The sequence below is a fragment of the Rhodococcus sp. DMU1 genome (assembly GCF_012272955.1).
GTDB classification, from domain to species: Bacteria; Actinomycetota; Actinomycetes; order Mycobacteriales; family Mycobacteriaceae; genus Rhodococcus; species Rhodococcus aetherivorans.
Genome location: NZ_CP050952.1, coordinates 4,343,973 through 4,363,744, shown reverse-complemented (window position 1 = coordinate 4,363,744; position 19,772 = coordinate 4,343,973). Strand labels below are relative to the sequence as shown.

Below are 19,772 nucleotides of genomic sequence, written 5' to 3'. Positions count from 1 at the left end.
CCGTATGTATGTGCGCCTAGGGGTACTCGACGTCGGAAGCAACACCGTCCATCTGCTCGTGGTGGACGCTCATCGCGGTGGCCATCCCACCCCCATGAGTTCGACGAAGGCCACCCTGCGCCTGTCCGAGAACACGGACGACCGCGGCGACATCACCCCGCAGGGCGCCGACCGGCTGGTCGAGACGGTCGCCGACTTCGCGGGCATCGCCCGCACCTCCGGGTGCGAGGAGCTGATGGCCTTCGCGACCTCCGCGGTGCGCGACGCCAACAACTCCGAAGCGGTTCTCCGTCGCGTCCGCGCCGAGACCGGCGTCGCACTCGAGGTGCTCTCCGGCGTGGACGAGGCCCGGCTGACGTTCCTGGCGGTCCGGCGCTGGTACGGCTGGAGCGCGGGACGCATCCTGTGCCTCGACATCGGCGGAGGCTCCCTCGAGCTGACCTTCGGCGGCGACGAGGACCCGGACTGCGCGTTCTCGCTGCAGCTCGGCGCCGGTCGCCTCACCCGGGACTGGCTGAGCGAGGACCCGCCCGGCAAGCGGCGCGTCGCGGTGCTGCGGGACTGGCTCGACGCCGAGCTCGTCCGGCCCGCCCAGGAGCTTCGTGCGGCCGGCGTTCCCGACCTGTGCGTCGGAAGCTCGAAGACCTTCCGCACCCTGGCGCGGCTGACCGGTGCCGCCCCGTCGTCGGCGGGCCCGCGCGTGCGGCGCACCCTGACCGCCGCCGGGCTGCGTCAGCTCATCGCGTTCATCTCCCGCATGACGACCGCGGACCGTGCCGAGCTCGAGGGCGTGAGCTCCGACCGGTCGCAGCAGATCGTCGCCGGTGCGCTGGTCGCGGAGGCCGCCATGCGCGCGCTGGGAGTGGAGACGCTCGACATCTGTCCCTGGGCCCTGCGAGAGGGGCTCATCCTCCGCAAACTCGACACCGAGATGGGGGGCGAATTGATGGTGGTTTCGCAATGACGGACGGTCACAGCACCGACACCGGGCAGATCTCCGTCGCGGAGCTGCTGGCCCGGAACGGCCAGAAGGTGAATTCCCGCGCCGGCGGACGTCGCCGCCGCGGCGTCAGTGGGGGAATCTCGGTCGCGGAACTGACCGGAGAGATTCCCGTCAGTATTCCGGAGCCCGAGCCGACCGAGCCTCCGGAGACGAAGGCCCCGGAGGCCCCGGAGGCCGAGGCTCCGGTGGCCGAGCCGGCCGTGTCCGCCCCGCCTGCGGCGCCGAAGGCGGAGTCCCTCGTGCCGGCGAAGGCGGAGCCCGTGGTGCCGGCGAAGGCGGAGCCCGTGGTGCCGGCGAAGCCGAAGGTGGGGCCCGTGGTGCCGGCACAGGCGCAGCCCGTCGTGCCGGCGAAGGCGGGGCCCGTGGTGCCGGCGACGCCGAAGGTCGAGCCCCTCGCACTCGAGGCGCCGAAGGTCGAGCCGGAGACCCAGGTCCCGCCGTCGCCGCCCCGGACGCGCGAGGAGCCGGCAGCCGCCGAGCGGGTGCAGCCGGTGAAGGTCGAGTCGCCGACCGAGATCATCCGCCCGGCCGTCCTGCCGCGGCGGGCGCGGGCCCACGCCGAGGTGACCGCGAGCGCGCCGGCGCGGCCCGCCGACGCCCCCGAGCCGAGGCTGCTGTCCGGGCCCGCGAGCGACCTGCGGGGCAACGGTGACGACACCGCCGACGGCGACACCGAGACGATCGGCGAGCCCGTCGCCGCGGACGAGCCGGACGAGGAGAAGCCGGAGGAGCGGTCCGCGCGGTCACGCCGTCGCCGCGGCAGTGCCGCCCCGGCGGAGACCCCGGCCGCGGCGGAGCCGGACGAGGCCCCGTCCGACACCGGTGAGCCGCGCGGCGCGATCGGTCAGTGGGTGCGGCTGATCGGCGAGGGCGTCGTCGCGATCATCGCGGGCGCGCTGCTGTTCAAGGGCTTCGAACAGTTGTGGGACGCGTTGCCGTGGGTGGCGTTCGCGCTCGCACTTCTGGTCATTGTCGGCCTGGTGGCGATGGTGCGCATCCTCCGCCGCACCGACGACATCACGAGCCAGCTCATCGCTCTCGCCGTGGGCGCCTTCGTGACGTTCGGTCCACTGTTGTTCCTGCTGCCCACCGGCTGATCCGCACGTCGTCATGAGCGTCCTTTCGCGAGAGATCCTGGTCGGGTTGTCGACCGCCTCGGTGTATCCGGAGAACACCGAGGCGGCCTTCCGCTATGCGGCCGAACTCGGCTACGACGGCGTGGAGCTGATGATCTGGGCCGAGTCGGTGAGCCAGGACGTGCGGGCGGTGCAGGCGCTGGTGCGCAAGTACGGCGTACCGGTGCTGGCGGTGCACGTGCCGTGCCTGCTGATCTCGCAACGCGTGTGGGGCTCGGACCCGGCCGCGAAGCTCGAGCGGTCGGTGCGGGCGGCGGAATCGTTCGGTGCCACGTCGGTGGTGGTGCATCCGCCGTTCCGGTGGCAGCGCCGCTACGCGGACGGCTTCGCGGATCAGGTGGCGGACCTCGAGGACCGCAGTCACGTGGTCGTCGCGGTGGAGAACATGTACCCGATGCGCGCCGACGTGTTTTTCGGCGGCCGCGACCGGACCGCCCAGCGCATGCGCAAGCGGGGCGGGCCGGGCCGGGCGGTGTCGGCCTACAGCCCGTCGATCGATCCCACCGACACCGGCTTCGCGCACTACACGCTGGACCTCTCGCACACCGCCACGGCGGGGATGGACGCGGTGGCGCTCGCCGAGCGCATGGGCGGTGGTCTGGCCCATCTGCACCTCGCGGACGGCCACGGTGCTTCGACGGACGAACATCTGCTCCCGGGCGAGGGGGGCCAGCCGTGTGAGCAGGTGTGCCGGCTCCTCGCCGAGAGCGACTTCTCCGGGCACGTCGTCCTGGAGGTCAGCACCCAGGGGGCGCGTACCCGGTCCGCGCGGGCACGGGCGCTGGCCCAGGCGCTGGCCTTCGCGCGCGAGCATCTGCACCGCGCCCCCCGACTGGCGATCACCACCGGGCCCGAGCATCCGCGTTCGACGGCGATCGAGCAGGTTCGCGCGTCAGGCCAGGGCGCCGATCCCGGCGCCGAGAACCACGACGCCTGAGATCGTCACCCCGGCGACGAGGGCGGCGGCGCCGAGCCACACCGAGGCGATCATCGCGCCCGGCCGCCGGGGGTCGGGGCCGAGCACGGACAGGAAGAATCCGGCCGGGATCAGGATCGCCGAGCCGAGCACGGCGAGCGCGCCGGCCGCGGCCCATCCGGGTGAGGCGCCGACCGCGTCGGTGAGCACCGCCACGAGCAATCCCAGGGTGACGAGGACGCCGGCGTGGGCGTGACCGGCCCGGAAGAAGGCCTTCTGCAACTCGTTGGCCGGCACCCGCCCGCCGGTGACGCGCAGCAGGAACGTGCCGCCGAAGGCGATCCCGGCGACGGTGAGCAGGGTGGCGCCGAGGGCGATGACGAGTACGGGATGCACGAGGTCCTCCTCGCAGACAATTGGATAGTTGCAATATCCAACACTGGATAGTTGTACTATCCGATGTCAAGAGGAGGTGGCAATGCGGATCTCGGAACTGGTGGCCCGCACCGGCGTCCCGTTGGCGACCGTGAAGTACTACCTGCGCGAGGGCCTGCTGATGCCGGGCGAGGCGACCAGCGCCACCCAGGCCCGGTACGACGAGCGGCACGTCCGCCGCCTCGCCCTGATCCGTGCGCTCGCCGCCCAGGGGCTGCCGCTGCCGCGCATCCGCGAGATCGTCCGTCTCCTCGACGGCACCGACGAGTCGCTGTTCGTCGCCCTCGGCCGGGCCATTGCCGCGCTGCCGCCCTACCCGCCCGACGACGACGCGCCCGAACCCCGCGACTATCCGCGTGCCCGGCGCGTCCTCGAGCGGCTCGGCCAGCTCTACGACCCGCGGTTCGCGGCCGTCGCGCAGCTCGAGCGAGCCCTGGCCGCCCTCGAATCCGCCGGCCTGGCGATGAGCGACGAGCGCATCGACGTCTACGGACGGCACGTGCTCGGCATCGCCGAGCTCGACCTCGACCTGCTGCCCACCCGGTCCCGGGATGCGACGGTCGAGGCGGCGGTCCTCGGCACGGCCCTGTACGAACCCGTCCTCACCGCGATGCGCCGCCTCGCGCACCAGCACCTTGCCGCCCGCCGCTTCACCGAGTTCTTCCCACCCGGTTCCCCCGACAGCCCCGTCGCCGATTCCCAGGAGCAGCAGTGACCGACGCCGTGCCCGATCCCGAGAACCACCCGTTCCGCGACCTGACGACACTCGACGCCGCCGGCGACGATCGCTGGCTCGCCCACATCGCCCCGGTCTGGACGATCGGCCCCAAGGTGCACGGCGGTTGCATGCTCGCCGTGTGCGCCGCGGCGGCCCGGTCGGCGCTGCAGGCCGCCGGGTCCGATCCGGCCGTGCAGCCCCTCGCGGTGAGTGCCGGGTTCGTCGCCGCCCCCGACCCCGGCGACGTGCAGCTGACCACCACCGTCCGCAAGCTGGGCAAGCAGGTCGGTCTGGTCGACGTGGAGCTGGCTCAGGGCGACCGCATCGCGGTCCGTGCCTCGGTGACGCTCGGACAGCCCGACGCGGGCGAGCCGCGATACACCGCGCCGCACCCGGTCACCGGGCTGCCGGTGCAGCCGCCCGCCGGCGCGCCCCTCATCGGTCCCGGCCATCCCATGGCGCAGGTGGTGAACCTGTGCGGCGGGGCCGACCTCGTCGTGGACGAGACCAGTGCCCGCTTCCTCGCGGGAGAGCAGGGCGAACCGGTGGTGCGGATGTGGGCGCGGCCGTGGCCGGGGGACGAGGCCGACGTCGACACCGCCGTGCTGTTCGCGCTGATGGCCGGGGACATCTCGGCCCCGGTCACGATGAATCGCGGCCTGTTCGGCTGGGCTCCGACCGTGCAGCTCACCGCCTACCTGCGGCGACTGCCGGCGCCCGGCTGGCTGCGGATCATGGCCGACAGCACGGTCCTGGGCAACGCCTGGTTCGAGGAGGACCACACCGTCGTCGACGCCACCGGCGCCGTCGTCGTGCAGAGCCGCCAGCTCGCGATGATCCCGCGCTGATCGTCGGGGCGATGCGGGGCACGACAACGGTCGTGGCAGGCTGTTGCCCATGACGAGAATTGCGGTGATCGGTGGCGGCAGGATCGGCGAGGCGCTGGTCTCGGGGCTGCTGCAGAGTGGATTCGCGACCAAGGATCTAGTGGTCGTCGAGAAGTTCCCGGCCCGGACCGAGGAGCTGGCCACCGAGTACTCGATCCGCGTCACCGACTCGATCGCCGACGCGGCCGAAGGCGCCGACGTGCTGGTGATCGCGGTCAAGCCGGGCGACGTGGACGTGGTGCTCGCGGACCTGGGCAAGGCCGACCTGGACAGCGACCGCGAGAAGCTGCTGATGTCGCTGGTGGCCGGCGTGCCCACGTCGCGGTACGAGAACAAGCTGCCCGCCGGATCGCCGGTCGTGCGCGTCATGCCCAACACCCCGATGCTGGTGGGGGAGGGTGCGAGCGTGATCGCCGCCGGCCGGCACGTCAAGCCCGACCATCTGGCGCTGGCGCGCGAGATCCTGGAGTCCGTGGGTACCGTGACGGTGGTTCCCGAGTCCCAGATCGACGCGGTCACCGCCGTGTCCGGTTCCGGCCCGGCGTACTTCTTCCTCGTCGCCGAGGCGATGATCGATGCGGGCGTCGCTCTGGGCCTGACGCGGGCGACCACCACCGAGCTGGTGGTGCAGACGATGACCGGTTCGGCGGCCATGCTCGCCCGGTCGGGGGAGAACGCCGCCGACCTGCGTGCAGCGGTGACATCGCCGGGCGGAACCACCGCGGCGGCGATCCGGGAACTCGAGCGCGGCGGCGTCCGGACGGCGTTCTACGAGGCGCTCGCGGCGGCCCGGGACCGCTCCGCGGCCCTCGGTTCGTCCGGGGATTGAGGAAATTCGTCGCGCGCATCGTCGCACGGGAACCATTGGTCACGCTAAGCTCGATCGAGCACGTGCGTGTCTGTTCCGCCGGAGGGGAAGCCGGCGGCGCGGGACGTGCCGGAGGTGTGTAATGGTATCTGGAAGCAAACCGTCGAAGGGCCAACCCGAGGACGGTCAGTCGGTTCTCTCCGGCACCCAGTTCCTCACCGTCGCCGAGGTGGCGGCGCTGATGCGGGTGTCGAAGATGACCGTGTACAGGCTGGTGCACAGCGGGGAACTGCCCGCCGTGCGAGTGGGGCGTTCGTTCCGGGTGCACGCCAAGGCTGTGCACGACTACTTGGAAACGTCCTACTTCGACGTCGGCTGAGCGGTCGACGACCGCAATCGAACCCGGAGCGGACCTCGGTTTCACCGATCGAAACCCGCCCCGGTAGGATTGCTTGTCGTCGTACCGGCCACCCGGTGTCGTGAGGCGCTGAGCTCGTCACCACGAGGCCCAGCGTCGACAACAGGCGTACGTCACCGGCGTGCGCGCAGGAACGCTAGAGAGAACGTGAGGGAAAACCCAGATGGGTTCTGTGATCAAGAAGCGCCGCAAGCGCATGTCGAAGAAGAAGCACCGCAAGCTGCTCCGCCGCACCCGAGTGCAGCGTCGTAAACTCGGCAAGTAGATCGATCTCCCGATGCCCGTCACCCCGCGGTGGCGGGCATCGAGCGTTTCCGCCGGCTCGTCGGCGGCCGGCGAGCGGAATGTCCGGTTCGGCCGGAATGCGGAGTGTGCGCCCGAGGGGCCGAAGGTCCCGCACAGGGGCCATTCCGGTGATCGGTTACTCCGGTGTAATGCTTTGTTGCGAAAGTCACCGTATCGTGAGAGACCGGAGTGACGGCAGGGGGTATGTGGGTGAGTTCGGAGATCGACGGTATCGACCCGCCGAGGGTGGCCCTGGTGACCGGAGCGAGCCGATTCCTCGGTGGCTACCTGGTCACCCGGCTGGCGCAGCATCCGGCGGTCGAGCGCGTCATCGCGGTCGACACCCAGTCGCCCACCAAGGACATGCTGCGGCGCATGGGCCGCGCCGAGTTCGTGCTCGCCGACATCCGCAACCCCCTCATCGGCAAGGTCATCCGGAACATGGACGTCGACACCGTCGTCCACGCGTCGACCCTCACCAAAGCTCCCAAGTCCGGTAGCCGCGCCGCGATGAAGGACATGAACGTCCTCGGCGCGATGCAGTTGTTCGCCGTGTGCCAGAAGACCCCGTCCGTGCGGCGCGTCGTGCTGCGCTCGTCGTCGGTGGTGTACGGCTCGAGCGCGAAGGACCCCGCGAAGTTCACCGAGGAGATGAGCGCGCGCCGGCGGCCGACCGGCGCCTTCGCCCGCGACATGATCGAGGTCGAGGGCTACCTGCGCGGAATGGCGCGCCGGCGGCCCGACATCGCCGCGACGATCCTGCGTCTCGCCCCGACGGTGGGCAACCATATGCCCGGCTCGGTCTCGCGGTACCTCACCTCGCCGATCGTGCCCACCATCCTCGGTCGCGACGCCCGGTTGCAGTTGCTGCACGAGGAGGACGCCCTCTCGGCGCTCGAACGGGCCACCGTCGCGGGGCCGCCCGGGACCTACAACGTCGCCGGCGACGGCATCGTGATGATGTCGCAGGCCGTGCGGCGGGCCGGCGGACTGACCGTGCCGATGCCCTACGGGTTGTTCCGCACCGTCGGGCAGGCACTGATGGGGCCGGTGATGAAATCGTTCAACAAGGAAGAACTCGACTACTTCCACTTCGGGCGCGGCCTGGACACCACGCGGATGCGCACCGAACTCGGCTTCGAGCCGAGGTGGACCACCAAGCAGGCACTCGACGACTTCGCCCGCAACGTCGGACTGCGGCGGGTCGTCCGGACGGAATGGGTCGATCGAACCGAGTCGGTCCTGCTCTCGGCGCTCGGAGAGCGGATGGAGGCGCGATGACAGAAGTTGCCAAGGTGATTCCGCTCCACGGTGGGACGGGGTCGGCGCGGCGGGCGGCCGCACGCCCGGGGGCCGGTTCCGGTCATCCGTCGACGTACGGCCTCGGCTCGCCGACCCCACCCGAGCGCCCCGAGCTGCCCGTGCAGGAGACGGCGGCCGACGGGTTCCTCGACGATCTGCGGCACAAGCTGGTCGGGCAGATCACCGGTACCGCCGAGTTCCTCCGGCGCCGCATCACGGGCGACTACGAGGTGGACGACTTCGGGTTCGATCCGCATTTCACCGACAACGTCCTGCTGCCCGCGCTGCGGCCGCTGTTCGAGAAGTGGTTCCGCGTCGAGGTGCGGGGCATCGAGAACATTCCGGCCGACGGCCGCGCGCTGATCGTCGCCAACCATGCCGGCACGTTGCCGGTGGATGCGCTGATGACCTCCGTCGCGGTGCACGACCTCGCCCACCGTCCGCTGCGGATGCTCGCGGCCGACCTCGCCTTCGGGATGCCGGTCGTCGGCAGCGTCACCCGCAAGGCCGGGCACACCCTCGCGTGCCATCCCGACGCCGAGCGGCTCCTCCGCGAGGATCAGGTCGTCGCGGTGTTCCCCGAGGGGTACAAGGGGCTCGGCAAGCCGTTCAGCGAACGCTACAAGCTACAGCGGTTCGGGCGCGGGGGCTTCGTCTCGGCCGCGCTCCAGACCAAGGCACCGATCGTGCCCTGTTCGATCGTGGGCTCGGAGGAGATCTACCCGAAGATCGCCGACCTCACGTCCATCGCCCGGCTCCTCGGCCTTCCGTACTTCCCGATCACCCCGCTCTTCCCGGCTCTCGGCCCGCTGGGCATCGTTCCGCTGCCCTCGAAGTGGTACATCGAGTTCGGCACACCGATCGCCACCGACGTCTACGACGACGCCGCGGTGGAGGATCCGATGGTGCTGTTCGAGGTCACCGACCACGTGCGGGAGACCATCCAGCAGACGCTGTACCGGTTGCTCACCAAGCGGCGCAACGTCTTTCTCGGCTAGGGCACCGGCCCCGCGTCACGCGGCGGGGTCGCGGCGCCGGCCGAGGGCGGCGGCGAGCGCTCCGCCGGCCGCGCCGAGCGCCAGCGCCGTCGGCACCCCGATGCGCGCCGCCTTGCGGGCCGTGCGGAAATCCCGGATCTCCCAGCCCCGGGTCTTCGCCAGCTCCCGCAGGTCGGCATCCGGGTTGACGGCGACCGGCGTGCCGACGAGCGAGAGCATGGGCACGTCGTTGTGGCTGTCGGAGTACGCCGTGCAGCGCTTGAGGTTCAGGCCCTCGCGGATCGCCAGGGCCCGCACCGCGTGGGCCTTGCCCAGGCCGTGCAGGATGTCCCCGACGAGGCGGCCGGTGAACACGCCGTCCTCCGATTCGGCGACGGTGCCGAGGGCGCCGGTCAGACCGAGCCGCTCGGCGATGACGTTCGCCAGTTCGACCGGGGTGGCCGTCACCAGCCACACCTGCTGCCCGGCGTCGAGGTGCATCTGCGCCAGCGCCCGGGTGCCGGGCCAGATCTTGTCCGCGATGATCTCGTCGTAGATCTCCTCGCCGAGGCGGGCCAGCTCCGCCGTGGACCGGCCGGCGACGAACGACAGCGCCTTCTCGCGGCCGCTGGCGACGTCGTCCGAGTTCTCCTTGCCGGTGACCCGGAACTTGACCTGCTGCCAGGCGAATTCGGCCAGGTCGGACTTGGTGAAGTAGTCGCGGGCGGCGAGTCCGCGCGCGAAATGGATGATCGACGCGCCCTGCACCATCGTGTTGTCGACGTCGAAGAACGCGGCCGCGGTCAGGTCCTGCGGAACGGCGGTGGTCGAGGTGTCGGCGGGCTCGGCCTCGGTGCGGGCCTCCTGCAGCGCGAGAGCGGCGTCGGCGCTCGCCTGGCCGGCGAGGTTCGCGCGGACCTCGGCCTCGCTGGGGCCGAACTTGCTCAGCAGCCGGCGCCGGCCGGGCCGGATCAGACCCGCCAGGGTCTCGCTGACGCGGCCGGCCAGGTTCTCGCCGAATCCCCAGCCGTGTGGCACTGGCCGTTCCGGCACCTGCACCTCCCTGTTGCGCGACGGCCGCGCCGTCGAGTGCTGCCGGCCGGTTCGTCGGCGGCCGGCCGTCGTGTGTGGCAGACCGCCCCAGCCTAGCCCGCGACACGGCCCCCTCCGCGCGTTGCCGCATGTGGCCGGTGGGTGTGACGTTCGTCTCGGCGGGGTATGACGCACAGTTGACCCCATGAGCGAACATCTGCCCGGACCCGCCGCCACATCCGGCACCCGCCACGAGATCACCCTCCTCGTCCGAGCCGGCTGCGGTGCCTGCGCGCCGGCACTGACTCTGCTCGAGCAACTGTGCGACGAGTTCGGAGCCGGGCTGACGTGCATCGACGTCGATCGGGCTGCCTCAACGGATCCCGACCTGCGCGCCGAATTCGGCGATCGTCTGCCGGTGGTGCTGCTCGACGGCCGTGAGCACAGCTACTGGGAGGTCGACGAGCCGCGGTTGCGGGCCGATCTCGCCGGTTGAGCGCCCCTGGGCGGAACCGTCGTGCAGGTGAGAAGCACATTCGGGGCCGTTCGAGCAACTTTGTGCAGGGCTTCACAAGCGGTTACCGTGGTGTGAACGAATCCCCCGGATCACCGTGAGGACCGACGTGTACCCGTCGGCCGGACGAGGAGCCACGAACGTGACAGAGCTGCACCCCCCGCAGGGCGACGCTGCCCGCGGCGGCGTCGCCGAAGTCGGCGGGGGTGCGTCTCCCGGTGTCCCTGTGCGGGACATCCCCCAGGCTACTGTGACGCGTCTCGCGACGTATCTGCGGGTCCTCGGAATGCTCGCCGACGAGGGCACGCTCATCGTCTCGAGCGAGGAACTCGCCACCGCGTCCGGGGTCGGTTCCGCGAAGCTTCGCAAGGATCTGTCCTTTCTCGGGCCCAACGGGGTGCGCGGCGTCGGCTACGACGTGCTGCGCCTGCAGGCCCGCATCGAGAACGCACTCGGCCTCGACCGGGGGCACCGCGTGGTGCTCGTCGGCGTCGGCAATCTCGGCCGTGCCCTGGCCGGGTACGCCGGCTTCGACCGCCGAGGGTTCACGATGGCCGGACTGTTCGACGCCGACCCGGCGCGGGTGGGGACGCGGGTGGGGAACCTGACCATCCGCCACGTCGACGGGCTCGAAGCGGCGGCCCGCGAACTCGGTGCCACGATCGGCGTCATCGCCACCCCGGACGACGCCGCCCAGGGTGTGTGCGACCTGCTGGTGCGCTCCGGTGTCCGGTCCGTGCTGAGCTTCGCCTCGGCGCCCCTCGCGGTGCCCGACCATGTCGAGGTCCGGCGGGTCGACCTGTCCGTGGAAATGCAGGTCCTCTCGTTCCACAGCGCCCGCAACGACGCACTCGCCCAGGTGGCGGGCGGCAGTCACGCGGGCCTGACCGACACCCGGCGCGCCGCGTCGGGGCTCACCGCGCCGAGCGCGAACGGGCACACCGCATCAGGAACGCCGAGCCCAGTGGCCTCGGCAGCGACAAGAAACGGATCGGTGATTGCGCCGTGAGTGTTCTCCTCGTCGGGGTCTCGCACAGGACCGCGCCCGTCTCGGTCCTCGAGAAGGTCGCCGTCACCGACACCGATCGACCCAAGCTGACCGACAAGATGATGGCCTCCGACCACATCTCGGAGGCGATGATCGTCTCCACCTGCAACCGGGTGGAGATCTACGCGGTGGTCGACGCGTTCCACGGTGCGCTGGCCGACGTCAGCGAGCTCATGGCTGAGCACTCGGGCCTGACCCTCGTCGACCTGCACAAGCACGCGTACGTGCGCTACAGCGAGGCGGCCGCCGAGCATCTGTTCGCCGTGGCCAGCGGGCTGGACTCCATGGTGGTCGGCGAGCAGCAGATCCTCGGCCAGATCCGTACCGCCTACGCGAGCGCCGACGCCCAGCAGGCCGCCGGCCGGGCCCTGCACGAGCTGGCCCAGCAGGCGCTGCGTGTGGGCAAGCGGGTGCACACCGAGACCGGCATCGACGCGGCGGGTGCCTCCGTCGTGTCGGTGGCGCTGGACAAGGCCGCGACATCGCTCGACGGTCTCGCCGGCCGCACCGCCGCCGTGATCGGCGCGGGCGCGATGGGCGGGCTCGCCGTCGCGCACCTCACCCGCGCCGGAATCGGGCGCATCGTGGTGGTCAACCGGACCCGCGAGCGCGCCGAGCGGCTCGCCGAGACCGCACGCGGCAACGGCGTCGAGGCCGACGTCATGCCGTTCGAGCGGCTCGCCGCCGCGTTGTCGCAGGCCGATGTGGCCGTCACCTGCACGGGGGCCGTTGGTACGGTCGTCACCCTCGCCGACGCGCACCGGGCCCTCGCCCAGCCCGAGCGCAGCACCCGCCCGCTGGTGATCTGCGATCTCGGCCTGCCGCGCGACGTGGAGCCTGCCGTCTCGGGTCTGCCCGGCGTCACCGTCTTCGACATGGAGTCGCTGCAACGCGATCCCGCGGCCGGGGCCGCCGCCTCCGACACCGAGGCCGCCCGCTCGATCGTCGCCGGCGAACTCGCCGACTACCTCGCGTCCCAGCGCCTCGCCGAGGTCACCCCCACCGTCACCGCCCTGCGCCAGCGTGCCGCCGAGGTCGTCGAGGGCGAGCTGCTGCGGCTCGAGTCCCGGTTGCCGGGGCTCGACGACGGCCAGCGCGGGGAGGTCGCCCGCACGGTGCGCCGCGTCGTGGACAAGCTGCTGCACGCGCCGACGGTGCGCGTCAAACAACTGGCGTCCACCCCCGGCGGCGACCAGTACGCCGAGGCGCTGCGCGAGCTGTTCGAACTGCGTCCGGGTGCCGCCGAGGCCGTCGCCACCCCGGTGGCGAAGGAGCTCGGCGCGCTGCCCGACGTGACCGGCGCGACCGATCTCTCGGCCGCGCTGGATCCGGCCGTCACCACGGAGCTGCAGGCTCCCCGGAAGCAGTTTCCCGGCCCGCTGGGGGCTCCCCGAGAGGAAAGGCAGGCATGAGCGCCGAGGTCGCATCGGACACCCGGATCGAAGCCGGGACCGGCAGCCGCACGCTGCGGATCGGAACGCGCGGCAGCCTGCTGGCGACCACGCAGGCGGGCACCGTCCGGGACGCGCTGATCGCCGCCGGCCATCCCGCCGAGCTGGTCGTCATCACCACCAAGGGCGACGTGACCGCCGGTCCGGTCGAGCGGATCGGCGTCGGCGTCTTCACCGCCGAGCTGCGCGAGGCGCTGCTCGCCGGCGACGTCGACCTGGCCGTGCACTCGTACAAGGATCTGCCGACCGCGCAGGATCCGCGTCTGGTGATCGCGGCCGTGCCGCCGCGTGAGGATCCGCGTGACGCGCTCGTCGCCCGCGACGGCCTGGTGCTCGGCGAACTGCCGCCCGGCTCCCGCGTGGGCACCTCCGCGCCGCGGCGGCGTGCCCAGCTCGCCGCCATGGGCCTGGGCCTCGACATCCAGCCGCTGCGCGGGAACATCGACACCCGGCTCGGGAAGGTCGCGTCCGGCGAACTGGACGCCATCGTCATCGCCCGGGCGGGGCTCTCGCGCATCGGCCGCCTCGACCGGATCACCGAGTCGCTCGAGCCGGTGCAGATGCTGCCGGCGCCCTCCCAGGGGGCCCTCGCGGTCGAATGCCGCGCCGGGGACACCGCACTGATCGAGATCCTCGCCGGCCTCGACGACCGCGCCAGCCGCGTCGCGGTCGTCGCCGAACGGGCCCTGCTCGCCGAGCTCGAGGCCGGCTGCACCGCCCCGGTCGGGGCCGTTGCCGAGGTCGTCGAATCCCTCGACGACGACGGCCGCGTGATCGAGGAACTGTCCGTGCGCGGCTGCGCCGCCGCCCTGGACGGCTCGGACGTGCTGCGCGCGAGCGCCGTCGGCGATCCCGACCGCGCGGAGGAGCTGGGCCGGGCGGTGGCCCGCGAGTTGCTCGATCTCGGTGCGCGCGAGCTGATGACCAGCCGTGCGGACGACGCGCCGGAACAGGGCACCGCAGATGTTTGACGCCCTCCGTCCACACCCCAGGTTTCCCCTTACCGCAGATTTGACCGCACTGGAGAATGACCGATGAGCCGAGTCCGTAAGCACAATCCCGGACGGATCCTGTTCGTGGGAGCTGGGCCGGGCGACCCGGCTCTGCTGACCGTGCGAGCCCGCGACGTGCTCGCGGGCGCGACGATCGCCTTCACCGACCCCGACGTCGACAAGGGGGTGGTCGCGCTCGTCGGTACCACCGCCGGCCGGGACCCGGAGACCGGGGAGCCCGTCGCCGAGGTGCGTCCCGCGCTGGGCGAGCCCACCGAGGTCGCCAAGACCCTCGTCGCGGAGGCGAAGAACGGCCACGACGTCGTGCGCCTCGTCGCCGGTGATCCGCTGACCACCGACTCGGTGATCGCCGAGGTCAACGCCGTCGCCCGCACCCAGGTGGTGTTCGAGGTCCTGCCGGGCCTGACCCCCGGCTCGGCCGTGCCGAGCTACGCGGGCATGGCCCTGGGCTCGTGCCACACCGAGGTCGACGTGCGCGGCGAGGTGGACTGGGCGGCGCTCGCCGCCGCGCCCGGCCCGCTGGTGCTGCACGCCACGTCCGGTCACCTCGCGGAGACCGCCAGCGCCCTCGTCGAGCACGGGCTGGCGCCGCAGACCCCCGCGGCGATCACCGTCCGGGGCACGACCCGTCAACAGCGCACCGTCGAGGCCACCCTCGCCACGCTCAACGATGCCGGCTCCGAGTTGGTGGGGCCGCTCATCGTCACCGTCGGCAAGATCGTCTCGCAGCGCGGCAAGCTCTCGTGGTGGGAGTCCCGCGCGCTGTACGGCTGGACGGTGCTGGTGCCGCGCACCAAGGAGCAGGCCGGGGAGATGAGCGAGCGGCTCGTCGCGCACGGCGCCATCCCGATCGAGGTGCCGACCATCGCCGTCGAGCCGCCCCGCAGCCCGGCCCAGATGGAGAGGGCCGTCAAGGGTCTCGTGGACGGCCGCTACCAGTGGGTGGTGTTCACCTCCACCAACGCGGTGCGCGCGGTGTGGGAGAAGTTCGAGGCGTTCGGCCTCGACGCCCGCGCCTTCTCGGGCGTGAAGATCGCGTGTGTCGGGCAGGCGACGGCGGACAAGGTGCGCTCGTTCGGGATCACCCCCGAGCTGGTGCCCTCCGGTGAGCAGTCCAGCGAGGGCCTGCTGGCCGAGTTCGCCCCGTACGACGACGTTTTCGACCCGGTCAACCGGGTGCTGCTGCCGCGCGCCGACATCGCCACCGAGACCCTCGCCGAGGGCCTGCGCGAGCGGGGCTGGGAGATCGACGACGTGACGGCCTACCGCACGGTGCGGGCAGCGCCGCCGCCGGCCGAGACCCGCGAGATGATCAAGACCGGTGGGTTCGACGCGGTGTGCTTCACCTCGTCCTCGACGGTCCGCAACCTCGTGGGTATCGCCGGTAAGCCGCACGCGCGCACCATCGTCGCGTGCATCGGGCCGAAGACCGCGGAGACCGCGATCGAGTTCGGCCTGCGGGTGGACGTGCAGCCGGAGACCGCCCAGATCGGTCCCCTGGTGGAGGCGCTCGCCGAGCACGCCGCCCGGCTGCGGGCCGAGGGCGCGCTGCCGCCGCCCCGCAAGAAGTCCCGCGCCCGCCGCTGACCCACCGTGCGCGGTTCCGGTGGCTGCCGCTACCGAAACCGCGCACGGCTTGCATGGAAGGTGAGTCCGCCGATGTATCCCGATGTCCGTCCCCGCAGGCTGCGCACCACCCCGGCCATGCGCCGGCTGGTCGCCGAAACCTCCCTCGAGCCGCGGCATCTGGTGCTGCCGATGTTCGTCGCCGACGGGCTCGACGCGCCGCGCGAGATTCCCTCGATGCCCTGCGTGTACCAGCACACCCCCGACTCGCTGCCGGCCGCGGCGACCGCCGCGGTCGAGGCCGGTGTCGGCGGGCTGATGCTCTTCGGCGTGCCGCGGGCCGAGGACAAGGACGCCCGCGGATCCGGCGGCACCGACCCGGAGGGCGTGCTCAACCGCGCGCTGCGCGACCTGCGCGCCGAACTCGGCGACGCGACGGTCCTGATGGCCGACACGTGCCTCGACGAGTTCACCGACCACGGTCACTGTGGCGTCCTGGGCGCTTCGGGTGAGGTGGACAACGACGCGACGCTCGAGCGGTACGCGGAGATGGCCGTCGCGCAGGCCGAGGCGGGCGCGCACCTGCTCGGGCCGAGCGGGATGATGGACGGCCAGGTCGCGTCGATCCGGGCGGCGCTCGACGCCGCGGGGCATCAGGACGTGGGGCAGATCGCGTACTCCGCGAAGTACGCGTCGGCGTTCTACGGGCCGTTCCGCGACGCGGTGGGTTCCTCGCTCGAGGGCGATCGGCGCACCTACCAGCAGGATCCGGCGAACCGTCGGGAGGCGCTGCGCGAAGTCGATCTCGATCTCGCCGAGGGCGCCGACCTGGTGATGGTCAAGCCCGCGATGTCGTACCTCGACGTGCTGCGCGAGGTCGCGGACCGCTCGGACGTGCCCGTCGCGGCGTATCAGATCTCCGGCGAGTACGCGATGATCACCGCCGCCGCGCAGAACGGCTGGATCGACCGGGACGCGGCAATACTGGAGTCGCTGACGAGTATCCGCCGCGCCGGCGCCGACATCGTGCTCACCTACTGGGCGGCCGAGGTCGCGGGCCGGCTCGCGTGAGCACGCCCGAACCGTCGCAGTGGCCCGGGCCGCCGGCCACGCCGCCCGGGACGGCGCCGGGGGAGCGGCGCCCCACCCCCGTGGACGTGGAGACCGCGTTCCAGCTGTGGTGTGCGGTCGCGGTCCTGGGCCTGGTGTACCTCGGTGCGAGCGTGGCGCTGATGTGGGAGCGCAGGGACGAGTTCGTCGACCAGATGACGGCCGAGCTGGCGCGGCAGACGCCCCCGGTGGAGATGCCCCGGGAATCGGTGGAATCGTTGCTGCCGTTGGGTTTCGGGATCACCGCCGTCCTGGGCCTGGCCTTCACCGGCCTGTTCCTGCTGGTGGTCTTCGCGATGCGCCGCGGCCGGAACTGGGCGCGCATGCTGCTCACGATGATCGGCGTCTTCCTGACCTTCACGGCGCTCCCCACGGTGTTCGGCGTCGGTGCGCTGGGCGGTGGGGCCGGACTCGTGATCGGCCTCGTGAGCATCCTGCAGGGTGTGTGCTCGGTCGGGGCGATCGTGCTCATGCACCGCCGCGAGCCGAACCTGTACTTCCTTCGGTTGCCCCCGAGCTGACCCCCCGGGCGCGCGGAGTACGGTGTCTGACGACCCACGGCCCGCGCGGTCGTTCCCGACGAGCGAAGAGGACTTTCATGCAGGTGGAGCCCCGGCCCTACGGTCGTCGTCGTGAGCTGGTTCTGATCGGCCTCATCGCCGTCCTGGGTGTGGTGACCCTGGTGCTGGTCGTCGTTCCGGGCATGCTCAGCGCCTGATCGCGACGTGAGCGAGCCGGCCGAGCCCCGATTCCACGAGCCCGGTGCGCGTTGGCGCACCGTGGCGCTCGGCCCGGTGCTCTGCGTCGTCGTGCTCGCGGTGGAGCTGCTGACCGGGCCGGTGGTCCACTGGGTCTCCCTGCCGGTGATCGCTCTCGTCCTCAGCGGTTTCGCGTACGTGACGGTCGTCGCGGCCCGGCGGCACGTGAGCGTGGAGCTGACCGCGGCGACGCTGCGCCTCGGCACCGAGGAGCTGCCGCTCGAGGAGATCGACGCGGTGCTGCCGGCGGCCGATCCCCGGGCCCGCGAACCCGAGCGCTGGGAGACGGCCCGGCCGCTGGGGGAGCTGTCGAACGTGCCGCGGGGTCGCACGGCCGTCGGCCTGCGGTTGCGCGGCGGCGCCCTGGTGCGGGCCTGGGCCAGGGACCACGAGCGGCTGCGGTCCGAACTCGGGACGGTGCTGGCCGAGCGCGCCGATCCACCCTTGCTTTAATACCCCCTAGGGGTACGATGCGGGTATGGCCGGATACACCCCGCACCAGGAGGACCTGCTCAAGCGCCTGCGCCGGATCGAGGGACAGGTTGCGGGCATTGCCCGGATGATCGAGGACGACCGCTACTGCATCGACGTCCTGACCCAGGTTTCCGCCGTCACCAAGGCCCTGCAGACGGTCTCGCTCAAGCTGCTGGACGCGCACCTGGCCGGCTGCGTCGTCGACGCCGCCCGGCAGGGCGGACCGGAGGCCGACGCGAAGATCCAGGAGGCCTCGGACGCGATCGCCCGCCTCGTTCTCAAACCCTGATCGCCCGAGGAGCCCGATCGGCATGCGGATCGCCCACGGACTGTGCGCTGCGGGGCTGGCGTGCGTCCTGACGGCGTGTGCGCCGGAGGAGCCCGCGCGGACGGTGCTCTCGGGTACGCCGAGCGCGGTCCCCGAGTCGCCGGCCGCGCCGCGGGTCACCGTCACCACCGTCGTCGACGGTCTCGACCATCCGTGGGACGTGGTGCAGGCCCCCGACGGGACGCTGCTGACCGGGGAACGGTCGGGCCGGTTCGTCGTCCGGCGGCCCGACGGGCGCGTCGAGGAACTGCGCGCCGACCTGCCGGACCTGTACGCGGTGGGGGAGACCGGGCTCATGGGCGTGGCGCTCGGCCACGACTTCGAGTCCAGCCGCACCGTCTACGCGTGCCAGGGGCACCGCGACCCCGACGACGTCCGCGTCTACGCCTGGACCGTCGATCCCGGCTGGACCACGATGACGCGGCAGCGCACCGTCGTCGAGGGCCTGCCCGTCGCCCGCGGCGGGCGCCACGGCGGCTGCCGGATCCTCGCGCACCCCGACGGCACCCTGTACATCGGCACGGGCGACGCCACCCGCCCGACGGCGCCGCAGGATCCGGCCGGCCTCGGCGGCAAGGTGCTGCACCTGAACCCCGACGGGTCGCCGGCGCCCGGCAACCCGGATCCGGGCAGCGTCGTGTTCACCCTCGGCCACCGCAACGTGCAGGGGCTGGCGCTGCAGCCCGGCACCGGCCGGCTCTACTCGGTGGAGCAGGGCAGCAGCCGCGACGACGAGGTCAACCTGCTCGTGCCGGGCGGCAACTACGGCTGGCGTCCCGACCGCGAACCCGGCACGTACGACGAATCGGTGCCGATGACCGATCCCGAGCGCGTGCCCGGCGCGATCCCGGCGGTGTGGAGTTCCGGCTCGCCCACCATCGCCACCCCGGGGCTGGCGTTCGCGGCCGGGCCGGCGTGGGGCCCGTGGTCCGGTGCGCTCGTCGTCAGCAGCCAGCAGGACGAGAAGCTCCTGCTGCTGCGCCTGTCCGGCGACGGCCGCAGCGTCACCGAGTCGGCGACGCTGCTCGAGGGGGAGTACGGCCGCCTGCGGTCGCTCACCCCGCTGCCCGACGGCTCGCTCCTCGTCACCACCGACAACGGCTCCGGCGACAAGATTCTGCAGGTCGCCCCCGTCTAGCGTGGCCCTGGGTCGACGCGCCGCGCGCCCGCGCCGTCCTCGCCCAGCCGATCGCCCGGATTGAACAGGGTGCACGCCTGCAGTGACAGGCAGCCGCAGCCGATGCACCCCGCCAGTTCGCGCTGCATCCGGTCGATCGCCTGCTTGCGTTCCTCGAGGCGCTCGTGCCATGCCCGCGAGATGCGCATCCAGTCCCGTCGGGTCGGGGGCCTGTCGGCCGGCAGCGCCGAGAACACCTCGGCCACCTCGGCGAGCGGAATGCCGAACCGGGTCGCCAGCTGGATGATCGAGATGCGCCGGATCGTGTGCCGGGGGAAGCGGCGCGTGCCGCCTGCGGTGCGGTGTGCCGTCACAAGTCCCAGCGACTCGTAGTAGCGAATCGCAGACACGGCGGCGCCCGTGCGCCGGGAGACCTCACCGATCGCCAGCAGTTCTTCGCTCGTGCGGCTCATCAC

Annotated in this window: 23 protein-coding genes; 20 read left to right on the top strand and 3 right to left on the bottom strand. The window is 72.1% G+C overall.

Features of this window, described 5'->3' with window-relative positions:
• Positions 1-10: 10 nt before the first annotated feature.
• The 3 genes from HFP48_RS19920 to HFP48_RS19910 are packed head-to-tail and all read left to right on the top strand — an operon-like array spanning position 11 to position 3,076.
• Positions 11-964: a Ppx/GppA phosphatase family protein gene (locus HFP48_RS19920; RefSeq protein ID WP_029545150.1), complete on the top strand. Its 954-nt coding sequence runs from the start codon at positions 11-13 to the stop codon at positions 962-964.
• Positions 961-2,100 (top strand): hypothetical protein, encoded by a 1,140-nt coding sequence (locus HFP48_RS19915; protein WP_168579910.1) that lies wholly within the window; start codon positions 961-963, stop codon positions 2,098-2,100. Before HFP48_RS19920 ends, HFP48_RS19915 begins: the two co-directional genes overlap by 4 nt.
• Before the next feature lie 13 nt (positions 2,101-2,113).
• Positions 2,114-3,076: a sugar phosphate isomerase/epimerase family protein gene (locus HFP48_RS19910; RefSeq protein WP_006935986.1), complete on the top strand. Its 963-nt coding sequence runs from the start codon at positions 2,114-2,116 to the stop codon at positions 3,074-3,076.
• On the opposite strand, the gene HFP48_RS19905 is transcribed toward HFP48_RS19910, so the two are convergent.
• On the bottom strand, positions 3,032-3,451 hold the full coding sequence (locus HFP48_RS19905) for a hypothetical protein (RefSeq protein ID WP_006935984.1): 420 nt from the start codon (positions 3,449-3,451) through the stop codon (positions 3,032-3,034). The genes HFP48_RS19910 and HFP48_RS19905 overlap by 45 nt on opposite strands.
• Positions 3,452-3,533: 82 nt before the next feature.
• Here HFP48_RS19905 and HFP48_RS19900 point away from each other — a divergent pair, with 82 nt between their 5' ends.
• From HFP48_RS19900 to HFP48_RS19870, 7 genes are all read left to right on the top strand, one after another.
• The gene (locus tag HFP48_RS19900) at positions 3,534-4,205 is read left to right on the top strand and encodes a MerR family transcriptional regulator (protein WP_029545146.1); all 672 of its coding nucleotides are present in this window, start codon (positions 3,534-3,536) and stop codon (positions 4,203-4,205) included.
• On the top strand, positions 4,202-5,056 hold the full coding sequence (locus HFP48_RS19895; protein WP_006935980.1) for a thioesterase family protein: 855 nt from the start codon (positions 4,202-4,204) through the stop codon (positions 5,054-5,056). The genes HFP48_RS19900 and HFP48_RS19895 overlap by 4 nt, the downstream gene beginning before the upstream one ends.
• Positions 5,057-5,105: 49 nt before the next feature.
• On the top strand, positions 5,106-5,924 hold the full coding sequence (proC, locus tag HFP48_RS19890; RefSeq protein WP_029545142.1) for a pyrroline-5-carboxylate reductase: 819 nt from the start codon (positions 5,106-5,108) through the stop codon (positions 5,922-5,924).
• Between the two features lie 121 nt (positions 5,925-6,045).
• Positions 6,046-6,282 (top strand): helix-turn-helix domain-containing protein, encoded by a 237-nt coding sequence (locus HFP48_RS19885; RefSeq protein ID WP_003937551.1) that lies wholly within the window; start codon positions 6,046-6,048, stop codon positions 6,280-6,282.
• 202 nt (positions 6,283-6,484) lie between these two features.
• Positions 6,485-6,586: an AURKAIP1/COX24 domain-containing protein gene (locus HFP48_RS19880; protein WP_003402602.1), complete on the top strand. Its 102-nt coding sequence runs from the start codon at positions 6,485-6,487 to the stop codon at positions 6,584-6,586.
• A gap of 230 nt (positions 6,587-6,816) precedes the next feature.
• Positions 6,817-7,887 (top strand): NAD-dependent epimerase/dehydratase family protein, encoded by a 1,071-nt coding sequence (locus HFP48_RS19875; RefSeq protein ID WP_006935974.1) that lies wholly within the window; start codon positions 6,817-6,819, stop codon positions 7,885-7,887.
• On the top strand, positions 7,884-8,906 hold the full coding sequence (locus tag HFP48_RS19870) for a lysophospholipid acyltransferase family protein (protein ID WP_006935972.1): 1,023 nt from the start codon (positions 7,884-7,886) through the stop codon (positions 8,904-8,906). Before HFP48_RS19875 ends, HFP48_RS19870 begins: the two co-directional genes overlap by 4 nt.
• A gap of 15 nt (positions 8,907-8,921) precedes the next feature.
• Here HFP48_RS19870 and HFP48_RS19865 read toward each other — a convergent pair whose 3' ends face one another.
• Positions 8,922-9,923, bottom strand: coding sequence for an HAD-IB family hydrolase (locus HFP48_RS19865; RefSeq protein ID WP_139311034.1), 1,002 nt, complete (start codon positions 9,921-9,923; stop codon positions 8,922-8,924).
• A gap of 199 nt (positions 9,924-10,122) precedes the next feature.
• Here HFP48_RS19865 and HFP48_RS19860 point away from each other — a divergent pair, with 199 nt between their 5' ends.
• From HFP48_RS19860 to HFP48_RS19815, 10 genes are all read left to right on the top strand, one after another.
• The gene (locus HFP48_RS19860; RefSeq protein WP_006935968.1) at positions 10,123-10,413 is read left to right on the top strand and encodes a glutaredoxin family protein; all 291 of its coding nucleotides are present in this window, start codon (positions 10,123-10,125) and stop codon (positions 10,411-10,413) included.
• Between the two features lie 160 nt (positions 10,414-10,573).
• Positions 10,574-11,440: a redox-sensing transcriptional repressor Rex gene (locus HFP48_RS19855; RefSeq protein WP_230304505.1), complete on the top strand. Its 867-nt coding sequence runs from the start codon at positions 10,574-10,576 to the stop codon at positions 11,438-11,440.
• Positions 11,437-12,891 carry a glutamyl-tRNA reductase gene (locus tag HFP48_RS19850; RefSeq protein ID WP_006935962.1) on the top strand — a complete coding sequence of 485 codons (1,455 nt, stop codon included), beginning with the start codon at positions 11,437-11,439 and terminating at the stop codon, positions 12,889-12,891. Before HFP48_RS19855 ends, HFP48_RS19850 begins: the two co-directional genes overlap by 4 nt.
• On the top strand, positions 12,888-13,901 hold the full coding sequence (gene hemC / locus HFP48_RS19845; protein ID WP_006935961.1) for a hydroxymethylbilane synthase: 1,014 nt from the start codon (positions 12,888-12,890) through the stop codon (positions 13,899-13,901). The genes HFP48_RS19850 and hemC overlap by 4 nt, the downstream gene beginning before the upstream one ends.
• A gap of 63 nt (positions 13,902-13,964) precedes the next feature.
• Positions 13,965-15,530 carry a bifunctional uroporphyrinogen-III C-methyltransferase/uroporphyrinogen-III synthase gene (locus HFP48_RS19840; protein WP_006935959.1) on the top strand — a complete coding sequence of 522 codons (1,566 nt, stop codon included), beginning with the start codon at positions 13,965-13,967 and terminating at the stop codon, positions 15,528-15,530.
• A gap of 72 nt (positions 15,531-15,602) precedes the next feature.
• A complete protein-coding gene (gene hemB, locus HFP48_RS19835) occupies positions 15,603-16,580 on the top strand; it encodes a porphobilinogen synthase (protein ID WP_168579909.1) in 978 nt (325 codons plus the stop codon).
• Positions 16,581-16,660: 80 nt separating this feature from the next.
• The gene (locus HFP48_RS19830; protein ID WP_006935953.1) at positions 16,661-17,140 is read left to right on the top strand and encodes a hypothetical protein; all 480 of its coding nucleotides are present in this window, start codon (positions 16,661-16,663) and stop codon (positions 17,138-17,140) included.
• A 204-nt stretch (positions 17,141-17,344) separates the two neighbouring features.
• Positions 17,345-17,830 (top strand): hypothetical protein, encoded by a 486-nt coding sequence (locus HFP48_RS19825; protein ID WP_168579908.1) that lies wholly within the window; start codon positions 17,345-17,347, stop codon positions 17,828-17,830.
• A 25-nt stretch (positions 17,831-17,855) separates the two neighbouring features.
• Positions 17,856-18,140, top strand: a complete 285-nt coding sequence (locus HFP48_RS19820; protein WP_003937563.1) for a metal-sensitive transcriptional regulator — start codon at positions 17,856-17,858, stop codon at positions 18,138-18,140.
• Between the two features lie 22 nt (positions 18,141-18,162).
• Entirely contained in the window at positions 18,163-19,317 is a 1,155-nt protein-coding gene (locus tag HFP48_RS19815) for a PQQ-dependent sugar dehydrogenase (RefSeq protein ID WP_168579907.1), read from the top strand.
• On the opposite strand, the gene soxR is transcribed toward HFP48_RS19815, so the two are convergent.
• Positions 19,314-19,769, bottom strand: coding sequence for a redox-sensitive transcriptional activator SoxR (soxR, locus tag HFP48_RS19810; RefSeq protein WP_006935946.1), 456 nt, complete (start codon positions 19,767-19,769; stop codon positions 19,314-19,316). The genes HFP48_RS19815 and soxR overlap by 4 nt on opposite strands.
• Between the last annotated feature and the right edge of the window lie 3 nt (positions 19,770-19,772).

Coding starts and splice junctions, on each gene's coding strand:
- HFP48_RS19915 (WP_168579910.1), top strand. CDS start 961: ATGACGGACGGTCACAGCACCGACACCGGGCAGATCTCCGTCGCGGAG.
- HFP48_RS19910 (WP_006935986.1), top strand. CDS start 2,114: ATGAGCGTCCTTTCGCGAGAGATCCTGGTCGGGTTGTCGACCGCCTCG.
- HFP48_RS19900 (WP_029545146.1), top strand. CDS start 3,534: ATGCGGATCTCGGAACTGGTGGCCCGCACCGGCGTCCCGTTGGCGACC.
- proC (WP_029545142.1), top strand. CDS start 5,106: ATGACGAGAATTGCGGTGATCGGTGGCGGCAGGATCGGCGAGGCGCTG.
- HFP48_RS19885 (WP_003937551.1), top strand. CDS start 6,046: ATGGTATCTGGAAGCAAACCGTCGAAGGGCCAACCCGAGGACGGTCAG.
- HFP48_RS19880 (WP_003402602.1), top strand. CDS start 6,485: ATGGGTTCTGTGATCAAGAAGCGCCGCAAGCGCATGTCGAAGAAGAAG.
- HFP48_RS19870 (WP_006935972.1), top strand. CDS start 7,884: ATGACAGAAGTTGCCAAGGTGATTCCGCTCCACGGTGGGACGGGGTCG.
- HFP48_RS19860 (WP_006935968.1), top strand. CDS start 10,123: ATGAGCGAACATCTGCCCGGACCCGCCGCCACATCCGGCACCCGCCAC.
- hemC (WP_006935961.1), top strand. CDS start 12,888: ATGAGCGCCGAGGTCGCATCGGACACCCGGATCGAAGCCGGGACCGGC.
- HFP48_RS19840 (WP_006935959.1), top strand. CDS start 13,965: ATGAGCCGAGTCCGTAAGCACAATCCCGGACGGATCCTGTTCGTGGGA.
- hemB (WP_168579909.1), top strand. CDS start 15,603: ATGTATCCCGATGTCCGTCCCCGCAGGCTGCGCACCACCCCGGCCATG.
- HFP48_RS19820 (WP_003937563.1), top strand. CDS start 17,856: ATGGCCGGATACACCCCGCACCAGGAGGACCTGCTCAAGCGCCTGCGC.
- HFP48_RS19815 (WP_168579907.1), top strand. CDS start 18,163: ATGCGGATCGCCCACGGACTGTGCGCTGCGGGGCTGGCGTGCGTCCTG.
- soxR (WP_006935946.1), bottom strand. CDS start 19,769: ATGAGCCGCACGAGCGAAGAACTGCTGGCGATCGGTGAGGTCTCCCGG.